General features: G+C 38.7%; 14 protein-coding genes. 8 read left to right on the top strand and 6 right to left on the bottom strand.

Annotated elements, in window-relative coordinates; all coding sequences use genetic code 11:
• Window positions 1-1,188: a tyrosine--tRNA ligase gene (gene tyrS / locus WC644_05480; GenBank protein ID MFA5011387.1), complete on the top strand. Its 1,188-nt coding sequence runs from the start codon at window positions 1-3 to the stop codon at window positions 1,186-1,188.
• Between the two features lie 79 nt (window positions 1,189-1,267).
• A complete protein-coding gene (locus tag WC644_05475) occupies window positions 1,268-1,813 on the top strand; it encodes an arginine decarboxylase, pyruvoyl-dependent (protein MFA5011386.1) in 546 nt (181 codons plus the stop codon).
• Window positions 1,814-1,893: 80 nt separating this feature from the next.
• Here WC644_05475 and WC644_05470 read toward each other — a convergent pair whose 3' ends face one another.
• Window positions 1,894-2,631 (bottom strand): hypothetical protein, encoded by a 738-nt coding sequence (locus WC644_05470; protein ID MFA5011385.1) that lies wholly within the window; start codon window positions 2,629-2,631, stop codon window positions 1,894-1,896.
• 57 nt (window positions 2,632-2,688) lie between these two features.
• Here WC644_05470 and miaA point away from each other — a divergent pair, with 57 nt between their 5' ends.
• Both miaA and WC644_05460 read left to right on the top strand, forming a co-directional pair.
• On the top strand, window positions 2,689-3,624 hold the full coding sequence (gene miaA / locus WC644_05465; GenBank protein ID MFA5011384.1) for a tRNA (adenosine(37)-N6)-dimethylallyltransferase MiaA: 936 nt from the start codon (window positions 2,689-2,691) through the stop codon (window positions 3,622-3,624).
• Window positions 3,625-4,407 (top strand): TIGR02757 family protein, encoded by a 783-nt coding sequence (locus WC644_05460; GenBank protein ID MFA5011383.1) that lies wholly within the window; start codon window positions 3,625-3,627, stop codon window positions 4,405-4,407. It abuts the gene before it with no gap.
• Here the strand turns inward: WC644_05460 and WC644_05455 are convergent.
• Complete coding sequence (locus WC644_05455; protein ID MFA5011382.1) at window positions 4,396-5,337, bottom strand: pyridoxal-phosphate dependent enzyme; 942 nt, start codon at window positions 5,335-5,337, stop codon at window positions 4,396-4,398. The two genes, WC644_05460 and WC644_05455, sit on opposite strands and share 12 nt — an antisense overlap.
• Window positions 5,338-5,436: 99 nt before the next feature.
• On the opposite strand from WC644_05455, the gene dinB reads away from it, so the two are divergent.
• Complete coding sequence (gene dinB / locus WC644_05450) at window positions 5,437-6,615, top strand: DNA polymerase IV (protein ID MFA5011381.1); 1,179 nt, start codon at window positions 5,437-5,439, stop codon at window positions 6,613-6,615.
• Here the strand turns inward: dinB and mnmH are convergent.
• Both mnmH and selD read right to left on the bottom strand, forming a co-directional pair.
• Entirely contained in the window at window positions 6,586-7,770 is a 1,185-nt protein-coding gene (gene mnmH / locus WC644_05445; protein MFA5011380.1) for a tRNA 2-selenouridine(34) synthase MnmH, read from the bottom strand. The two genes, dinB and mnmH, sit on opposite strands and share 30 nt — an antisense overlap.
• Window positions 7,771-7,772: 2 nt before the next feature.
• Window positions 7,773-8,831: a selenide, water dikinase SelD gene (gene selD, locus WC644_05440; GenBank protein MFA5011379.1), complete on the bottom strand. Its 1,059-nt coding sequence runs from the start codon at window positions 8,829-8,831 to the stop codon at window positions 7,773-7,775.
• Between the two features lie 471 nt (window positions 8,832-9,302).
• Here selD and WC644_05435 point away from each other — a divergent pair, with 471 nt between their 5' ends.
• Entirely contained in the window at window positions 9,303-11,285 is a 1,983-nt protein-coding gene (locus WC644_05435) for a T9SS type A sorting domain-containing protein (GenBank protein ID MFA5011378.1), read from the top strand.
• A gap of 134 nt (window positions 11,286-11,419) precedes the next feature.
• Here WC644_05435 and WC644_05430 read toward each other — a convergent pair whose 3' ends face one another.
• Window positions 11,420-11,707 carry a hypothetical protein gene (locus WC644_05430; protein ID MFA5011377.1) on the bottom strand — a complete coding sequence of 96 codons (288 nt, stop codon included), beginning with the start codon at window positions 11,705-11,707 and terminating at the stop codon, window positions 11,420-11,422.
• A gap of 357 nt (window positions 11,708-12,064) precedes the next feature.
• Between WC644_05430 and WC644_05425 the strand changes: the two genes are divergently transcribed.
• Both WC644_05425 and WC644_05420 read left to right on the top strand, forming a co-directional pair.
• A complete protein-coding gene (locus WC644_05425; protein MFA5011376.1) occupies window positions 12,065-13,069 on the top strand; it encodes a transketolase C-terminal domain-containing protein in 1,005 nt (334 codons plus the stop codon).
• 5 nt (window positions 13,070-13,074) lie between these two features.
• Complete coding sequence (locus WC644_05420; GenBank protein MFA5011375.1) at window positions 13,075-14,271, top strand: trypsin-like peptidase domain-containing protein; 1,197 nt, start codon at window positions 13,075-13,077, stop codon at window positions 14,269-14,271.
• Between the two features lie 351 nt (window positions 14,272-14,622).
• Here the strand turns inward: WC644_05420 and WC644_05415 are convergent, their stop codons facing one another.
• A complete protein-coding gene (locus tag WC644_05415) occupies window positions 14,623-17,289 on the bottom strand; it encodes a PAS domain S-box protein (protein ID MFA5011374.1) in 2,667 nt (888 codons plus the stop codon).
• Window positions 17,290-17,586: the final 297 nt, after the last annotated feature.

Below are 17,586 nucleotides of genomic sequence, written 5' to 3'. Positions count from 1 at the left end.
ATGGATATCCTCAGAAAGGGAACAGTTGAAATTATACCCGAGGAAGAATTAACTAAGAAAATCGAAAAAGCTATTAAGACACGAAATCCCCTTAACGTAAAGCTTGGATGCGACCCATCTGTTCCCGACCTTCACATAGGGCACTCAGTTGTTCTTAATAAACTCCGAGAATTTCAGGACCTTGGGCATACTGCAATTCTGATAGTGGGAGATTATACAGGCATGATAGGCGACCCGAGCGGTAAGAAGAAAACACGTCCCCAGCTTACGTTTGAAGAAACCCGCGAGAATGGTAAGTCCTATTTCGAACAGGCATCACGCATACTCGATAAAAATAAAACAAAGATTGTATACAATTCTGAATGGCTCAGTAAAATTGACCTGCAGGAGCTTATTAAAATTCTCGGAAAGTTTACCGTCCAGAGAATTCTTGAAAGAGATGACTTCACAAACCGTATGCGTGACCAGGTAGAAGTTTCAATGCATGAACTTTTGTATCCTATAATGCAGGGATACGATTCTTACGCTATAAATGCCGACGTTGAACTCGGTGGAACAGACCAGAAGTTTAATAATCTTGTCGGGCGTGATATGCAGAAGCGTTTCGGCAAGGAACCTCAGATAGTAATGCTGATGCCTCTACTAGAAGGAACAGACGGCTCTGAAAAAATGAGTAAATCATTGAACAACTATATTGGTATTACAGATGAGCCAAAGGATATATTCGGTAAGACGATGAGTATTCCGGACGTCCTTATATTTAAGTATTTTACACTCGCAACGCGTCTTAAACCGGAAGAACTTATGGAAATTAAAAGAGAACTTGAAGACCCGAACACAAATCCGCGCAACCTTAAACGCCGTCTCGGATACGAACTCGTTAAACTGTATTACAACAAAGAAGTCGCTAAACAATCTATCGAAGAGTTCGATAAAATTTTCATTAAAAAGGAAGTTCCGGACGATATTCCCGAAATAGCAATTAAAGAAAAAGGCACAAAGCTAATTAATCTTATAGTATCTAATAAGATGGCGGATTCTAACGCAGCGGCAAGAAGACTTATAGAACAGGGTGGTGTAACGATCAACGGTGAAAAGATAGATGATTTTAATCTTGTGTTAAATTATTCTGAAGATTTTGTTTTGAAAGTCGGGAAAAGAAAATTCCTGAAAGTGAAAATGAAGTAAGAATTAATTAATTATATTTTAAATTTATTTTATATAAGTTTGTATCTGTTTAATAAATTACAATCGAGAGGAGGGTGTTATGTTTCAGCCAACAAAAATATTTTTCACTAAAGGTGTAGGAAGACATAAAGATTATCTGCAGTCTTTTGAGCTTGCTTTAAGGCATGCAGGTATTGAAAGGTTAAACCTTGTAATGGTTTCCAGTATATATCCGCCCGGTTGTAAACGAATTTCCCGCGAACAGGGTATGGAGCTGCTTTTACCCGGTAATATAACGTATTGTGTGATGGCAAGGAATTTTACAAACGAACCTAATCGTCTTATCGCTACTTCAATAGGTGTGGCACTACCGTCAGATGACAGTCATTACGGATACATTTCTGAACACCATCCTTTCGGTGAAACTGAAAAGATTTCAGGTGAATATGCTGAGGATCTGGCAGCAACGATGCTTGCTACTACTCTCGGTGTTGAGTTTGACACAGAAACAGCATGGAACGAACGTGAGCAGGTTTATAAACAAAGCGGTAAAATATTCAAAACATTCAACGTCACTCAATCAGCTGAAGGGGATAAGTACGGTCTCTGGACTACTGTAATTTCATGCGCGGTTTTTCTTCCCTAAATTAATAAAGCAAAAACATTTTAGAAAAGTCTCTTATAAGTGGTTGTAAGAGACTTTTTATTTCCCTTTTAACTGATTAACTATCCCGCCCAGGGAATACCTTCAACTTTGTCTTGAAAATCTTTTAGCATAATCCACCCTGTTCTATCGTCCTTGCTTTTTATGTAATACCAATTACAGCCATCTTCCCATTCATCAGGGGATTTGCATTTATATTGAATATCAGCTTTTATAATGAATATCTGTGTGTTTGGTTTAATCTCAATGTTCGATTTTGAAGATTCACTCTTTTCCGGTCTCAAAAATAAACTTGCCGATGTCTTGATGTCGTTTTCTTTTACGTTTTCAGGTATAGTATATTCTGTTTTATACATAGGGATTAGTTTTTTGTCAATCATATGATATTCATAGTCCGCACTCCAGAATCCCATCCAGTTGTTAACTTTAATTATTCCGCTTTCCTCTACTACCGGTATATCAAGTGACCAAAATTGACCAATGCTGTCAATTTTTTTGTCGTATTCATACAGAACGGTTTCGAATCCATAGTAAGCCATGTTCATAACCATTAAGTACTTAGCATAGTTTATACGAACGACCGTTGCTCTCAGGTCGGATGTTGACTCAGCTAAATGAAAGAATTTAGAATCATTAACACTTAAAACATAAGTTCCTTCTTCTTCATTGACTTTAATACTGATTAATTCAGTTTTACCGTCATTATTAAGGTCATTATTAAAAGTTGTGTCTGTTTTCTCGAATGCAAAGGAATTCGTGTATAAAAGTAAAGACAGTGTAAGGAGAATAAGTATTTTCATTGTGATTAATGCTATTAATTAATAAGAAAGAATTTACTATTTTATTAACAAAAATACATTAAAATTCTGAATAAATCTAATATAATAGATAAAGTCTATGTAATTGTAGGCCCGACTGCGTCAGGTAAAACAGCTGTCAGCATTGCATTGGCAAAATTACTAAATGCTGAAATTATCTCAGCTGATTCGCGCCAGGTATATAAATACATTCAGATAGCTACGTGTGCACCAACAAAAGAAGAAATTTCGGATGTGAAACATTATTTCGTTAATGAACTTGAACCCGTTGATGAATTCAATGCAGGCTTATTCGCAAAGAAAGCCAGGCTTATTATAAAAGAAACACTTAGAAAGAAAAAGAATGTACTCGTTGTCGGCGGCAGCGGACTTTATATAAAAGCACTAATTGATGGATTATATGACGAAGATATTAACTCATCTGAAATAAGAAACAGACTCAATGAAAGATTAAAATCAGAAGGCAGAGAAGTACTGTATGACGAATTGAAAAAGATTGACCCTGAAAGTGCTTCAAAAATGGATTCAGGAAAATTCAGACGCGTTATCAGGGCGCTTGAAGTATATTATGTTACCGGGAAGAAGATTTCTGAGTTTCAGATGAATAACGTGAAACCTGATTTTGAAAGTATTCAAATCGGGCTGAAAATGGATAGGGGATTGCTTTATGAAAGAATCAATAATCGTGTGGATAAAATGCTTGATTCCGGATTACTCAAAGAGGTTGAGGAACTCAGGCACAGAAATATGTCTTATAAAACTCATAATTCACTGAACACAGTAGGCATTAAAGAAGTTTTTCAATATTTAGAAGGAGAAATTGACAAGGAAAATATGATAGAGAAAATAAAGATGAATACCCGGCGATATGCCAAACGTCAATTAACGTGGTTTAATGCTGATAAACGTATAAAATGGATAGATGCAACTGTGAATAATTTACATGAAATCATATATGAAAACTGCATTAAGTAAATGCCTGTATCTGCTATAATAACAAAGAAGTTATTAGACTCATATTATGTAAAATATAATAAACACTTAAGCTCAAAAGACCCCGTCTGGAAACTTAATAAAGTCAAAACCAAATCAGATAAAGAAGTACTCGCTTTTATCATTTCATGTTACTGTTACGGCAATATTACACAGATTAATAACTTCATTAGCAAGGTTCTCGAATTCACTTCTTTAAACGTCTCTGAATTTATCCTCAACTACAATAGAAGCAGTAAAGAAGCGGGTCTTGATTTCCGTTACAGGTTCAATTCCACACAGGATTTCTTTGATCTTATACATGCAATATCCGTTATTCTTAAGAAATACGGCAGTCTTAAGAATTTATTCCGGAAGTATTACGACAAAAATGATGAAAATGTGATAAATGCTCTGAACGGTTTCACCCCGGAAATAAGACACATTGCCAAAGGCAGTAAATCATTTGAATATCTTGTTCCTCTTGTATCAAGGAAGTCAACATGCAAAAGGCTGCTGCTGTTTTTGAGATGGATGGTAAGGAAAGATAAAGTAGATACAGGATTATGGAGTAAAGAAATTTACACTTCAAAATTAATCATGCCCGTCGATACACACGTTTATAAAATAGCACGAAAGTATAAAATTGTAGAAAGAAAGTCGCTAGACATTAAATTTGCGACTGAATTAACCGAAAAGCTAAAGAAGTTTGACCCTGTTGACCCTGTAAAATACGATTTTGCGCTCTGTCATTTAGGAGTAGATAAAGAGAATTTAAATTATTGAGAATATTCTTAAATCAACGTTACCTCCCGAAAGTATTAACCCGGCATTCTTTCTTGAAAACATTTCTTTGTTCTTAAGAACTACTGCCAGCGGCACAGCAGCACTCGGTTCGATTACAATTTTCATTCTTTCGTAAATCATTTTCATAGCGGATATTATTTCATTATCGTTTACAAGCAATATATCTTTAACATTCTCTTTTATAATATTCAGCGTAATATCACCAAGAGTTGTCAGCAAACCATCTGCAATCGTATCTATAAATGGTGCACTTTCAACTTTGCCTGATTTAAACGAAAGAACAGCATCGGCAGCACCTTCGGGCTCGCCCGCATACACAGTGATATTATTGCCGAAGTATTTTGCCGATAGGGAAGTCCCTGAAAGCAGCCCTCCTCCGCCGACAGGGGCGATAACAAAGTCTAATAATTCTGTATCTTCTATTAATTCTTTGCCGCAAGTTGCCTGACCTGCGATGATTCTTTCGTCATTGTACGGATGTATAAATTCTGCTCTTGTTCTATTCAAAACTGTATTCATCGTATCTTCTCTTGTTTTCAGGTTCGGCTTGCAGAAAGTAATTTCCGCACCGTATCCTTTCACGGCATTTATCTTTACTTCGGGAGAGTTATCGGGCATCACAATGTAAGCTTTTGTATTGAGTAGTTTTGCGGCAAGAGCTATTGCCTGTGCGTGATTTCCTGATGAATGTGTCGCTAATCCGTTTAAGAGTTTATCGGGGGGCAGCTGCAATGCGGCATTCATAGCACCCCGTATTTTGAATGCACCGATTTTCTGAAAGTTCTCGCATTTAAAGAAAAGATTACAACCTGATACTTCATTTAAAAGAGAAGACGTCAGAATAGGCGTTTTATGAATATACTGACTTATTCTGTCGTGGGCTTCCGATATTTGCTCTTTCGATACCATAATATTAAAGCACAATTTAAATCTTCTTTAAATTAAAATCAGTGATAATGTTAAACTTCGTGTACTTCATATTTTGTTACGAATGAGTATTTTTAAGGCATGTCAAAACCGAGATACATACTCCACGTCGATATGGATGCCTTCTTTGCTTCTTGCGAAGAAGCAGTAAATCCTGATTTAAGGGGAAAACCACTAATAGTCGGAGGTACCCGCAGCGATTTACGCAGTATTGTATCCTGTCCGAATTATCTTGCACGCAAAAAGGGTATTCGCACTGCAATGCCGATTGCCAAAGCACTTCAGCTTGCACCCGAGGGAAATTTCATCAGAGGCACACGCGGAATATATTCCGATTATTCAAAACGTGTCAGGGAAATATTCTATAAATACACTCCTCTCGTTGAGCCGATGAGCATTGACGAAGCGTATCTTGATGTTACTGACACACTGCGCCCGTTCAAAGGTGATGTCTATGCACTGGCTGTTTCGCTGAAGGGCGAGGTTAAAAAGACACTGCATATAACATGTTCAATAGGCATTTCTTCAAATAAAGTCTGCTCTAAGATTGCCTCAAAAGAAAATAAACCCGACGGAATTACGTACATTCTAAAAGAAGAGGAGCAGGATTTTCTTCACAGTCTTCCCGTACAAAGGATTCCGGGTGTGGGGAAAGTAACTCTGAAACATCTGAATAAGCACGGAATCTTTCTTATCGGAGATATACTTAATCATGACAAAAGTTTTTACGAGAATGTTATAGGAATGCATTCGGATTATCTGTTAAACGTGGCAAATGCAATCGACGATAGGGAAATCAACACATACGAGGACTATGAACAAAAATCGTTGTCAAAGGAAACAACACTGAATTTTAATACCGACGACAGGAATTATCTTGAAAAGGAATTGTACCTTGTACTCGAACGCGCCTGTTCACGAATGCGGAAGAAGAATATCATCTCAAACAGTCTTACTGTTAAGGTAAAGTACGCTGATTTTTCCGTTAATCAGAAGTCGCATATCGTAAAGCGTTTTTCAAACATCGAAATGGATTTCTACGAAGATTCGCTTAAACTTTTTGATAAGCTTTACAGAAAGGGCAAGCAGATTCGGCTAATCGGCGTACGCTTTGGTGATTTGCGTGAAGATGACGGCAGCATGCAGGAAGATATGTTCATCCGCGAAGACAAGTTTAAATCCCTTGTGAAGAATATGGATAAAATCAGGAAGAAGTACGATTACAAAATTCTAAAGTTCGGAAAGACCTTCGATATCTGAATAAATCCTCATAATTTGATTAGCCGCCTCTTTCGCATCACCGTTGTTTATAACAGCAATAGGTTTCTTCCCTTTATTCTTATACTTCACATCATAATACTTTTCAAGCATAACCGAAATAAACTCCTTCGCATTCCCCTTATTCAGTGCATCAAGGCACGATTCATAATGCACGCTGCTCATCTCTTTCCTGAAAAACCTCTCTTTGGTTTTTAATATATTAATCATATCTGCATAGCCGCTTGAATACTCAAAGTAATCCGTCTTCAGTCTTTTTACTCTGTTTTCAAACGATGTCTCTATGTTAATAACTTTTGCATTTTCAATCTCTGCGTAAAGGTTCAGCGGTATAAAAAAATCGCCGACCTTCCGGCTTTCGCTTTCCACAATGTATGTTTCGTATCCGCCGAATATATTTCTGTTGTTAACGTACTCCGCGTACACATTGTTTTCAAAAGCAGTCTGGTTATGAACAGGGGAGTAACCTCTTATCTTATAAGGGATGAACCCGAACAGTGAAGAGAAGTGCCTTGCGGCTTTTTCAAGGTCGAGTGTAGGGAGCTTTCCGTGAAGTGCTTTAATTATTTCCGTCTTGCCGCTGCCTGTCAGTCCGTTTATTTCGATTAGTTTATTCGGGAATACTTCGGCAGTAAAGAGTTCGTTAACTTTATGCCTGTACGATTTTATGCCTTTAATCAGTGAATGCGGTTTATAACCTGCGTCAAAAATCATTTTGCTGAGGTATTTGCTCCTGCCTCCGCCTCTCCAGCAATAGACATAAATGTTTTTGTCGTTCGCACCGTGCTCCTCGAGAAAGTCATTCAGCGTTTCTGCCTTCTTCGCTGAATACTGCACCGCAAGCTCAACCGCAGCAAGGTCAGAATAGTTTTTAAAAACAATCCCTACGTTGTGCCTCTCTTCCGTGTTCAGCACTGGAAAGTTCACCGCAGTCGGTATTGAAGTTTCCCCGAATTCCTTCTCAGAACGCGCATCCACTATCAGCGTATCCTCATCGTATAAATGTTCAAGCAGGGTATCTATATCAATAAAATTGAATGCATACTTTTCAAGTTGTGCGGAAAGTGGCTTTAGCCCGCAAAGATCGAACGTTCTTACGTAATCAAAAACTTCTTTATCGGATTTGAAAGAAAGCATTCTCAGAAATTAAATACAATTGTACCCGCTTTACTATCATTATCGGGAACCGTGACGTAACCCACAATCCTTGCCGCCTCATCTCCGTTATCTGCAATCTCCTTCAATAGTTGTTCAGCTCGTGATTCAGTAATTGATACCAGCAACCCTCCCGAAGTCTGCGGGTCGTAAAGCAGATGCTCTTTTTGTGTGTTGACTGTACCTTTATTAACAACGAATTCATTCGTGTATATTCTATTCGACTTATCCCCGCGTGTTAACAGCTTCTCACCCACAGCCCAGAGCGCACCCCTTAAAAGTGGAAGTTCATTCACATAAAAATTAAGAACAGCATTCGATGCTTTCGCGAGTTGCATTGCATGACCCGCGAGACCGAATCCCGTAACATCTGTGCAGGCATTCGCTCCGTGCTTTACCATTGCGGCTGCGGAGTCTCGATTCAGACGGCACATCGAATCAATTAGCTCATCAATAAAATGTTGTTCGGGTCTTGCGTACTTCACTGCATTATTCAGAACACCCGTCCCAAGTGCTTTTGTAAGAATAAGAGCGTCGCCCTGTTTTGCCGTATCATTGCCTTTAATATAATTCGGATTAATCGTACCCGTAACCGCAAGGCCGTAAAGAATATTCTCAATATCAACCGAATGACCCCCGATTATTGGGCATCTTGCCTCACGTGCTTTTTCGGCACCTCCAGCGAGAATATCTTTCAGAATCGCTAAATCCTGCTTCTGCGGAAAAGCAACGATATTCAGTGCGTTCAGCGGTGTCCCGCCCATAGCGTAAACATCGCTCAGAGAATTCGCCGCTGCTATCTTCCCGTATGTAAACGGGTCATCAACCACAGGCGTGAAAAAGTCAGTCGTATGAATAAGAGCAAGCTCCTCCGAAATCCTATAAACCCCGGCATCGTCGGCCCCGTCAAATCCCACTATAACATTCTCATCCCTAAACCAATCCACATCCTTCAGTGCATCCTTCAGCACATACGGAAAAATCTTAGCTGCACACCCCGCCGTCGAAACCATTTGCGTCAACCGCACTTTATTTTCATCCATAAAATTATTTTCCCCAAATTAATTAATGAATACTCCAATAAAAATGATAAAGCATAAATCTTGCTTCCTGCTCTTCATAACTCCATAACCTCATAACTCCATAGCCTCCTCACTCAATAACTCCTTCACTCCTTCACTCCATCACTTCATAACTCCATCACTTCCACAAAGGGTAATGCCTCCATCCTGCTTGCTGCTTTTCTTTTTCTTTCAGCACTTGACTGTGCGTTCTGTGCGTCCCGATTCTTTTTATTGTGACTCATAACCGCCCTCATACCTTTTTCCATTTGATTTTTGAATATTACTTACTACATTTATAATTATATTGTCACCAATAGAATATAACGTTCTTTCATAGAAGATATTTTTACTCAGTTTACATTACCACATCTTGACCTGACCGTGTTTAAACTTAAGAGCAAATATATAAATAAATTTTTATAGAATTCTTTCTTAACTAAAATTTATATTATGAAAAACTTTAAAACACTTTTTTTGCTTGTTTTCTTTGTTACATTCATCTTTTCAAACCTTTATTCTCAATCTTATTCAGTCCCCGAAATTCTTTATTACAAATTTAATACGGGTACCACAACTACCCCTAATCTGGCAGTTCCGGGACAGGGCTTCACTGATGCCCAGTTATCAAACATGTCAATGGGGAGCGGGGGACAGTTTGGTAATGCCTTGCTTGGTAACGGCGGAACTGGAACTTCCACTCATGTTAATTCCGGATGGAATATGAACCTTGGAACCTCAAGCTGGACAATTTCGCTGTGGATTAGTAACATTACCTCGGGTACTTCTTATTTATTTGGCAATGATATTACAACAAGTTTCAGATGTTTTACAAATGGTGCAGCGGGTACGAGCAATATCACGCTTCGAGGCAATGGTATAACAAATGTAAACGTTACCGGAGTATTGCCTGGACCAAGCGTGGTCCATTTCGTCTATGATTCTGTTACAGCCACAATATCCTGTTATCTAAATGGTGCATTCCAGTCATCAGTGCTGCAAGCACCGCTAAACCTGAATGCAATCGTTCCGTTTAAAGTAGGGAGTTATGGAACTGCAAATAGTATTCCTGTGGGTTCTTTATTGGATGAATTTAGATTTTATAATCGTGCACTAAGCTCTGTAGAAATTGCAGCTACATGGAACGTCGAACTTCCCGTTGCCGGAAGTTTAGTTGACCCTTCTAATGTTTGTGATTACGGTCTGATTCCGCAATATTCAGGCGGAGCTCTTGGGGGACATGCCTCAGCAACGCTTGGCGATACACTTTACATTGCGGGCGGTTCAATTATTGTTGGTTCAGGGACAAATCCTGCCGCAAGCACTACTGTTACAAGGTACGCCGTAAATACAGGCGTCTGGAGCCCGGGCAGGGATTTGCCAACTCCAAAAGTAGGCGGCGATCTTGTCAAATGCGGAAATAATCTTTATTATATAGGAGGCGGAAGTATTACGCTAACCGGTGCAGCCGATAATATAGTCTATAAATACGATGTTGTATCGGGATGGACTGCTGTTGCGAATATACCAACTCCTGTTACGGGAAATGTCGCTGAATCCTGGGGTGATAGTGTTATATTTTGCATGATGGGCGGTTGGAGTACCTATTATAAAGGTATTCAAATCTATAGACCAAACTCAGACACATGGAGCAGAGCTACCGACTCATTACCCTCCGGAAACGGCAGAAGATCTTTTGCAGGTGGAATACAGGGAAATAAATTATTTGTAGCGGCCGGATATTCAGGAACTTTCAGAAAGGATTTCTGGATTGGAACAATCGGAAATACTGCTGAAAATATTATCTGGACGCAATCAGTAGACGTTCCTGTCCGCGGCACGGGAAATTCAAGACCCGGAGGACATGCAGTTAATAACAGATTCTATTTCGTTGCGGGCGAAAGCACACCGGGAGCGTCTGCACAGGATTCGATTTATATCTGGAGTGTATCCGATTCTATGTGGCTTCCGACTATATTAACAGGAAGAGGAAGTAATTCTGCATCAAACTACTGGGGAACAATTTCTTCAAGTATAGTCAATAACAAAGTGAAAATCTGGATACCGGGAGGATTCTATCCATCAACGGTAACAACAACAAAACTCTTTTGTCTTACTGATTCTCTCGGATGTATTATTACTAATAACGGTAATAATGTTACCTCAACACCCGAAACATATAAGTTATACCAGAATTATCCTAATCCGTTTAATCCGGTGACTAAAATTACATATACTGTAGCGGTGCAAGGTCTTGTGAATTTAAAAGTATATGATATCACCGGAAGATTAGTGAAAGTCCTCGTTGAAGAAGTTAAATCACCGGGCACTTATACCTATGATTTCAATGGTCATAATTTATCAAGCGGTGCTTACTTCTATCAAATGAGGGCAGGACACTTCAGCGATACAAAACGTATGTTATTAATCAAATAATATTTAATAATATGGTTTCTATATGGACCTTATTTTAAATAGTCCATAATTTATCATATTTCCAAAGTTTGCAAAAATCTCGGGTATCTGCGCTTCTGCGCAGATACCTTTTTAATTTGTCATACCCCAAAAGCCTAATAGGGGAGATATGCTCTTCTTCCAAGATACTTATACAAGTACTTTTTTATCAAAACAAAATCTACCCCTGTTTTTATTCCCGCCTGCTCTTTTTTAGGTAATGCACCCATCCTGTTTGCCGCTCTTTCCCTTTTTTTGTCATCCCCGAATGTTTTTATCGGGGATCTAATCACATCATTTCCACAAAGGGTAATGCAAACCAAAGATGCGCCGTGGCGTACATCCTTTTTTCTGCTTTTCCTTTCTTTGTCATCCTCGAATGCTTTTATCGGGGATCTAATCACATCACCTCCACAAAGAGTAATGCATCCATCACTCTTGCCGTTCTTCCCTTATTTTTTTGTCGTTCAAGAATGTTTTTATCGGGGATTCACTTTTTCCTCAAACTGGAAGTACGCCGGATCACATTTACGATTTGAGTTACACTAAGAGCAATTTTGTTTAAAATATTTGTTCCATTCCTGGATTCCATCTACAAACATGATGGAATGACAAATAGAGACAGGGAAGGGGAGAAAGTACGGGAAATTTACTTGAATACGGATTTATTAATACTAATTATATGTTATATTATCGTCTCTTTCGACTTTAAAATTTTCTACAATTTTACGAATTTTATAAATTATTAAACTATATTTTGAATGAAATTACATACTGAAAAATCTGATTTGAAACCAAAAGATAAAAAGGTTGAACATATTAATCTTGCAAATCCTGATATGAAAGAAACACGTCAGGCGTTTTCGGATGCACTGATGGAGCTTGGAAAGACAAACCCGAATGTAGTTGTGCTGGGTGGCGACGTTTCCGGTTCCGTTAAAGTGAATGCTTTCCGTGATGCTTATCCTGACAGGTTCTTTTCGGTAGGGATTGCGGAAGCTGATATGATGGGCGTTGCAGCGGGTTTAGCGGTTGCGGGTAAGATTCCGATTGCCTCTGCATACGGTGAGTTTGCGACGGGAAGACCTTTCGACCAGATTCGCCAGTCGATTGCTTACAGTGAAATGAACGTGAAGATTTGTGCCTCGCATTGCGGTATTTCGGTTGGTCCTGACGGTGCAACACATCAGTCGCTTGAAGATGTCGGTTTGATGAGACTTCTTCCTCACATGACTGTTGTTACGCCCTGCGATTACAATCAGACGTATAAAGCAATTATGAAATGCGTTGAGACCGAAGGTCCTTTTTACGTTAGGTTCTACAGGGATAAAACTCCGAATTTTACCAATGTAAATGAAGAGTTTGAACTCGGAAAGGCTCAGATACTCAGGGAAGGCAAGGATGTAACTCTTGTTGCGAGCGGGCTTTTGGTTTGGGAAGCTTTGAAGGCGGCGAAAGAGCTTGAGAAGGATGGAATAAATGCAAAGGTGATAAATATTCACACGATAAAACCGATTGATGTTGAGGCATTGGTAAAGGCAGCGGAAGAAACAAATTTAGTAATTACCTGTGAAGACCATCAGAAGCAGAGCGGGCTTTACGGAGCGGTTTCAGAGGTCCTTTCTTTACACAGACCTACACAGATGGATTACGTTGCGGTTGAGGATACATTCGGCGAGAGCGGAACAATGGAAGAACTTATGCGTAAATATAAAATAAATGATGAAGAAATTATCAGAAAAGTTAAAAAACATTTAAGTAAATAAAAACTATGTCAACATTAAGTATTAATGCAAATTCAGTTAAGGTAAAAGTAACGGCGGCAGTTGTTGCAGTGCTTTTGTTAATTACAGGAGTTATAGCAGGAGGTGTGCTGTTTACTAAGTTTTTTAAGCAGTCACCGAATAATCTTAACACAGCTGCATTTGATAAAACACAGAAGAATGAACAGATAAGTCAGGACAGGCAGACGGCGATTACGCTTGCAATCGAAAAAGTCAGCAACACAATAGTAGGTATTAACGTTGAAGAAGTTCGGGAAGTGAGAGACCCGTTTATGAACGACCCCTTCTTCAGGCAGTTCTTCGGAGAGATGGCGCCGCAAAGGCAGACAATTCGCGGGCTGGGCTCTGGGTTTATCGTTTCTGAAGATGGATACATTCTGACGAATGACCACGTTGCGGGAAATGCGACGAAGATTTCAGTTACACTGACAACGGGCGAAACGGTTGAGGCAAAGCTTATCGGTTCCGACCCTGTTTCAGACGTTGCACTTCTTAAGATTAATAAGTCAGGACTTCCTTCCGTAAAGTTCGGAAACTCTGACAATATTATTATCGGAGAATGGGTAATTGCACTTGGAAATCCATTTGGACTTTTTGAAATAAATGACAAACCGACTGTTACGGTGGGAGTTGTCAGTGCTCTTAACATGAAAGTAACCGCAGACCAGAAACGTGCATACAAGGATATGATTCAAACGGACGCTTCAATCAATAGCGGTAATTCAGGCGGACCTCTTATAAATGCAGACGGTGAAGTAATAGGAATGAATACGATTATTTATACAGGCGGACAGTTCAGTCAGGGGAGTATAGGCGTGGGATTTTCGATTTCAATAAACCGTGTTAAAGCAATACTTGATGAGCTGAAATCAAGCGGCAAGATTGACAGAAATTATAATGTCGGATTCAGGATTCAGGGAATTGATGACCAGATAGCAAAGTATCTCGGTCTCGAAAATAAGAACGGTGTAGTTGTTACTCAGGTGCAGAGAGGAAGTATTTCTGACGATGCCGGTCTGAAGCCCGAGGATGTGATTATATCGGCAAACGGAATTATGATAAGGAATGAGCAGGACTTAATTACAGAAGTGAATGACCTTAGGGTAGGGGACTTGCTTAAACTAAAGGTTATCAGGAGTGGCAGCGAAAAGGAAATCGAGATGAAACTGACCGCAAATAAATAAAATTAAAATCAATTTCTAATAATTTATTCTTGTAAGTTTTAATTATTTGTCATTCCTGTGGAAGTCGAAGATTCTCAGGTCAGTTATTCTTAATTCTAACTCCGTTTATCATTTTCGATTGTTTTCTTGGACTGACAATCGCAGGTTTACTTTTAAGCCGGGAATCTTATCGATTCCCGGTATTGTTTTTAAGCTTCTGCTGTAAAATTTTTGATTTAAGATAAAAACCGGCAAAATCTGGAATACGGCAATTTAATATATTTTGTACTGGATTCTAATGTTTTACAGTTCCGTAGTGGCGGCATATCATTATCATTAATCCCTTCTATCAGTATTATCTTCCATACCCATTTAATTTTCAGACAATACTATCGAAAATGTGCTCCCATTATTTTCTTCACTTGAAATCAGTATCTTTGCGTTTAACTTGTCCGCAAATTCTTTGCACAATATCAACCCTAATCCGTTTGTTGGCTCATTATCAGTGCCCTTGCGGCCTGTTTGTGCATCTATTTTGAAGAGGTCTTTAATCATATCTTTACTCATTCCAATTCCGTTATCCGTGACTGAAATTATTATCTCATTCTCGTTTTGTTTTGAAGCGGTCACGTTAATTTCGCCTTTATGAGGAGTAAACTTCACCGCATTCGCTCCGAAATTTCTTATTATTATGTTCAGCATTCTATCGTCCGTAAATATAGTCAGATTATTCGGAACGGAATAATTGAATTTTATTTCCTTTGCCGTGGCTTCTGCCTTCAGGTTCTTTAAAGTCGGCTCCAGTACATTCAGAAGTCCTGATCGTTTCTTCTCTGCTTCAACCATTCCTCTTTTTACCATCGACCATTCGAGAAGATTGTCAAGCAGGTCATATACGCTTGAAGCGGAACCTTTCATTATGTTAATGAAATTGCTTAATTCTTCTCTCGTAAGCGTAGGCAGTGATTCGCTTATTAATTCTGATAAATTCATGAAGCTGCCTAATGGTCCGCGTAGGTCATGTGCAATAATTGAAAATAGCTTGTCCTTTTCTTCATTCGATTTCCTGAGGTTCATTTCGCTTTCCTTCAGATCGTGCTGAGCTTTATTCTTATCCGTAACATCAATAATTATTGAAAATATCAGTGGCCGTTCGCCTTTTAGTATTTGACTTGAATAGACCTCCGCCTCTCTGACTTTTCCTGAAGAAAGCTTTAACTTGAACCTGTGTTCTTTTATCTCCTCCTCCTTGATATTATTAATCATTTTCCTTATATCCTCATCGCTAACAAGGAAAATATCCTTTATATTCATCCTTTCCAGCTCATCTTTTTCATATCCGTAAAATTTACACGCTGCTAAATTCGCTTGAAAGATGTTTCCCGTTCCGGGTTCAATGATTATTTTTATCACATCATGGATTTCAAATATATCATGAAACAGTTTTTCCTGCTCTTTCAGTGCCTTTTCAGCATTCTTTCTGACAGTTATATCGATGATTATTCCTGCCATTATTAACGGTTTCTTGACGGGACTCCATTTCACAACTTTACCGATATCGAGCACCCATACCAATTTCCCGTTCTTATGCTTCATCCTGCTTTCTTGCCTGAATTCAGACGTAACGTTGCTAAGAATTCTTTCGATTGCGGCTTTTGCTGTCTTATTATCCTCGGTATGTAAGTATTTCCCCCAATTATCAATATTGAAGGGTTCAAGTTCACTCCGCTTATAACCTAATATTTCAGCGAATCTTTCGTTTATCTTCACATCTCCAGTTTGAATGTTCCATTCCCACGAACCTATGCTTGCACCTTTAACGATGTTATCAAGAAACTCTGCCTGCTCTTTTATGTATTCATTTGCCCTGTGAATTTCTGTTACATCTCTTAATGTAGTCAGTACCGACGTTATTTCTCCCGATTCATCAGAATCAGGTACTATGAAACACTGGAATACAAATTCATCATCGCCGCATTTCATTTCTTTTATCACCTTATCGGACTTCCCTTTATCAAACACATTCTTAATTTCAGTGCGCAATGCTTTTGTAATCTCTTCGATGGCTTTGCTTTCATCTGAATTGTCTTTGACCTCATCATTAGATGGTTTACAGAATTTCTTTATGGACGGATTTACGTAAAGGATTTTGAAATTCTTTCCGTATCTTAAAATAATATCTTCCGTTGCATCAATTACCCTGCGGAACCTTTCTTCACTCGTTTCAAGCAGGAGCTCAGCTTTCTTGCGGGATGTAATATCCTGTAGCTTTGCAACTATGTAGTCAACATCGCCGTTCTCTTTCCTTACGCATCCGGCAGACATTATCGTCCAGATTATATCCCCGTTTTTCTTAATGAATCTTTTCTCGAGAGAATACTTGTTTATTTCTCCCGTAAACAGCCTGTAGTACTGATCAACATCTTTTTGCAGGTCTTCGGGATGCGTTAATTCAGCCCAGGTTAATTTGTTTAACTCTTCTTTTGTATAGCCGAACATCTTTTGCAGTTCTGAATTCACTTCGAGCCATTGTTTGTCTACCGACGTAATTGCAGAGCCTATTAACGGTAGATTGAATGAACGGTAAAACCTTTCTTTCTCATTCCTGGAATTCGCATCGGCTATAACTTTTTCCGTAATATCTCTCGCAACAGCACAACCCGAGATACCGTCTTGAAACATCGATGCTTTCCATTCGAGCCAGACAATCGAGCCGTTCTTTGCTACGTATCTGTTTATTAAACTTGTAACAGATGCACCGGCTTTTGCATCCTCTTCAGCTAATTCTCTGGTCCATTGAACGTCATCAGGATGAATAAATTCGTAGTAAGGTTTGCTCTTCAGCTCCTCATTCGAATAACCTAATACATTCTCCCATGCCGGATTAAGCAGCTGAAAATATTCGTTCGAATCAATTATGCACATTAGGTCTGTACTCTTTGTGAAAAACATCTCCAAAGCAGCATAGAGTTCTGAATTTTCTTTATTCTGTGAACTATTTTTTGAGTGCGGTCCTTTTGAGCTTTTATACGAGTTCATTCACTTATGTTACCAATAAATGATGTCTATTTCAAGCCAAAAAACAAATATTACAACATCAAGTTTCCCCATACTTCCATACCGGCCATTTCATATTACACATTACTATTATAATACTCTTTCATTTCCCTTCCTCATCCCACCATTTCCTATATTATTTGGTAGGGATCTAATCCATATAGATTATTTCTTATATGCTTATAGTAAAAATCTACGTTAACATAATTGCAAAACCTACTCTATTCAATTCTTCAGAATCACCCTTAAATAACATTCGATAAAATGTATAACTATAAT

The organism is Ignavibacteria bacterium, from assembly GCA_041649015.1.
Taxonomy (GTDB): Bacteria; Bacteroidota; Ignavibacteria; order Tepidaquicellales; family Tepidaquicellaceae; genus CAIKZJ01.
The sequence above is the reverse complement of the archived record's forward strand: the minus strand, read 5'-3'. Positions and strand labels throughout refer to the sequence as shown.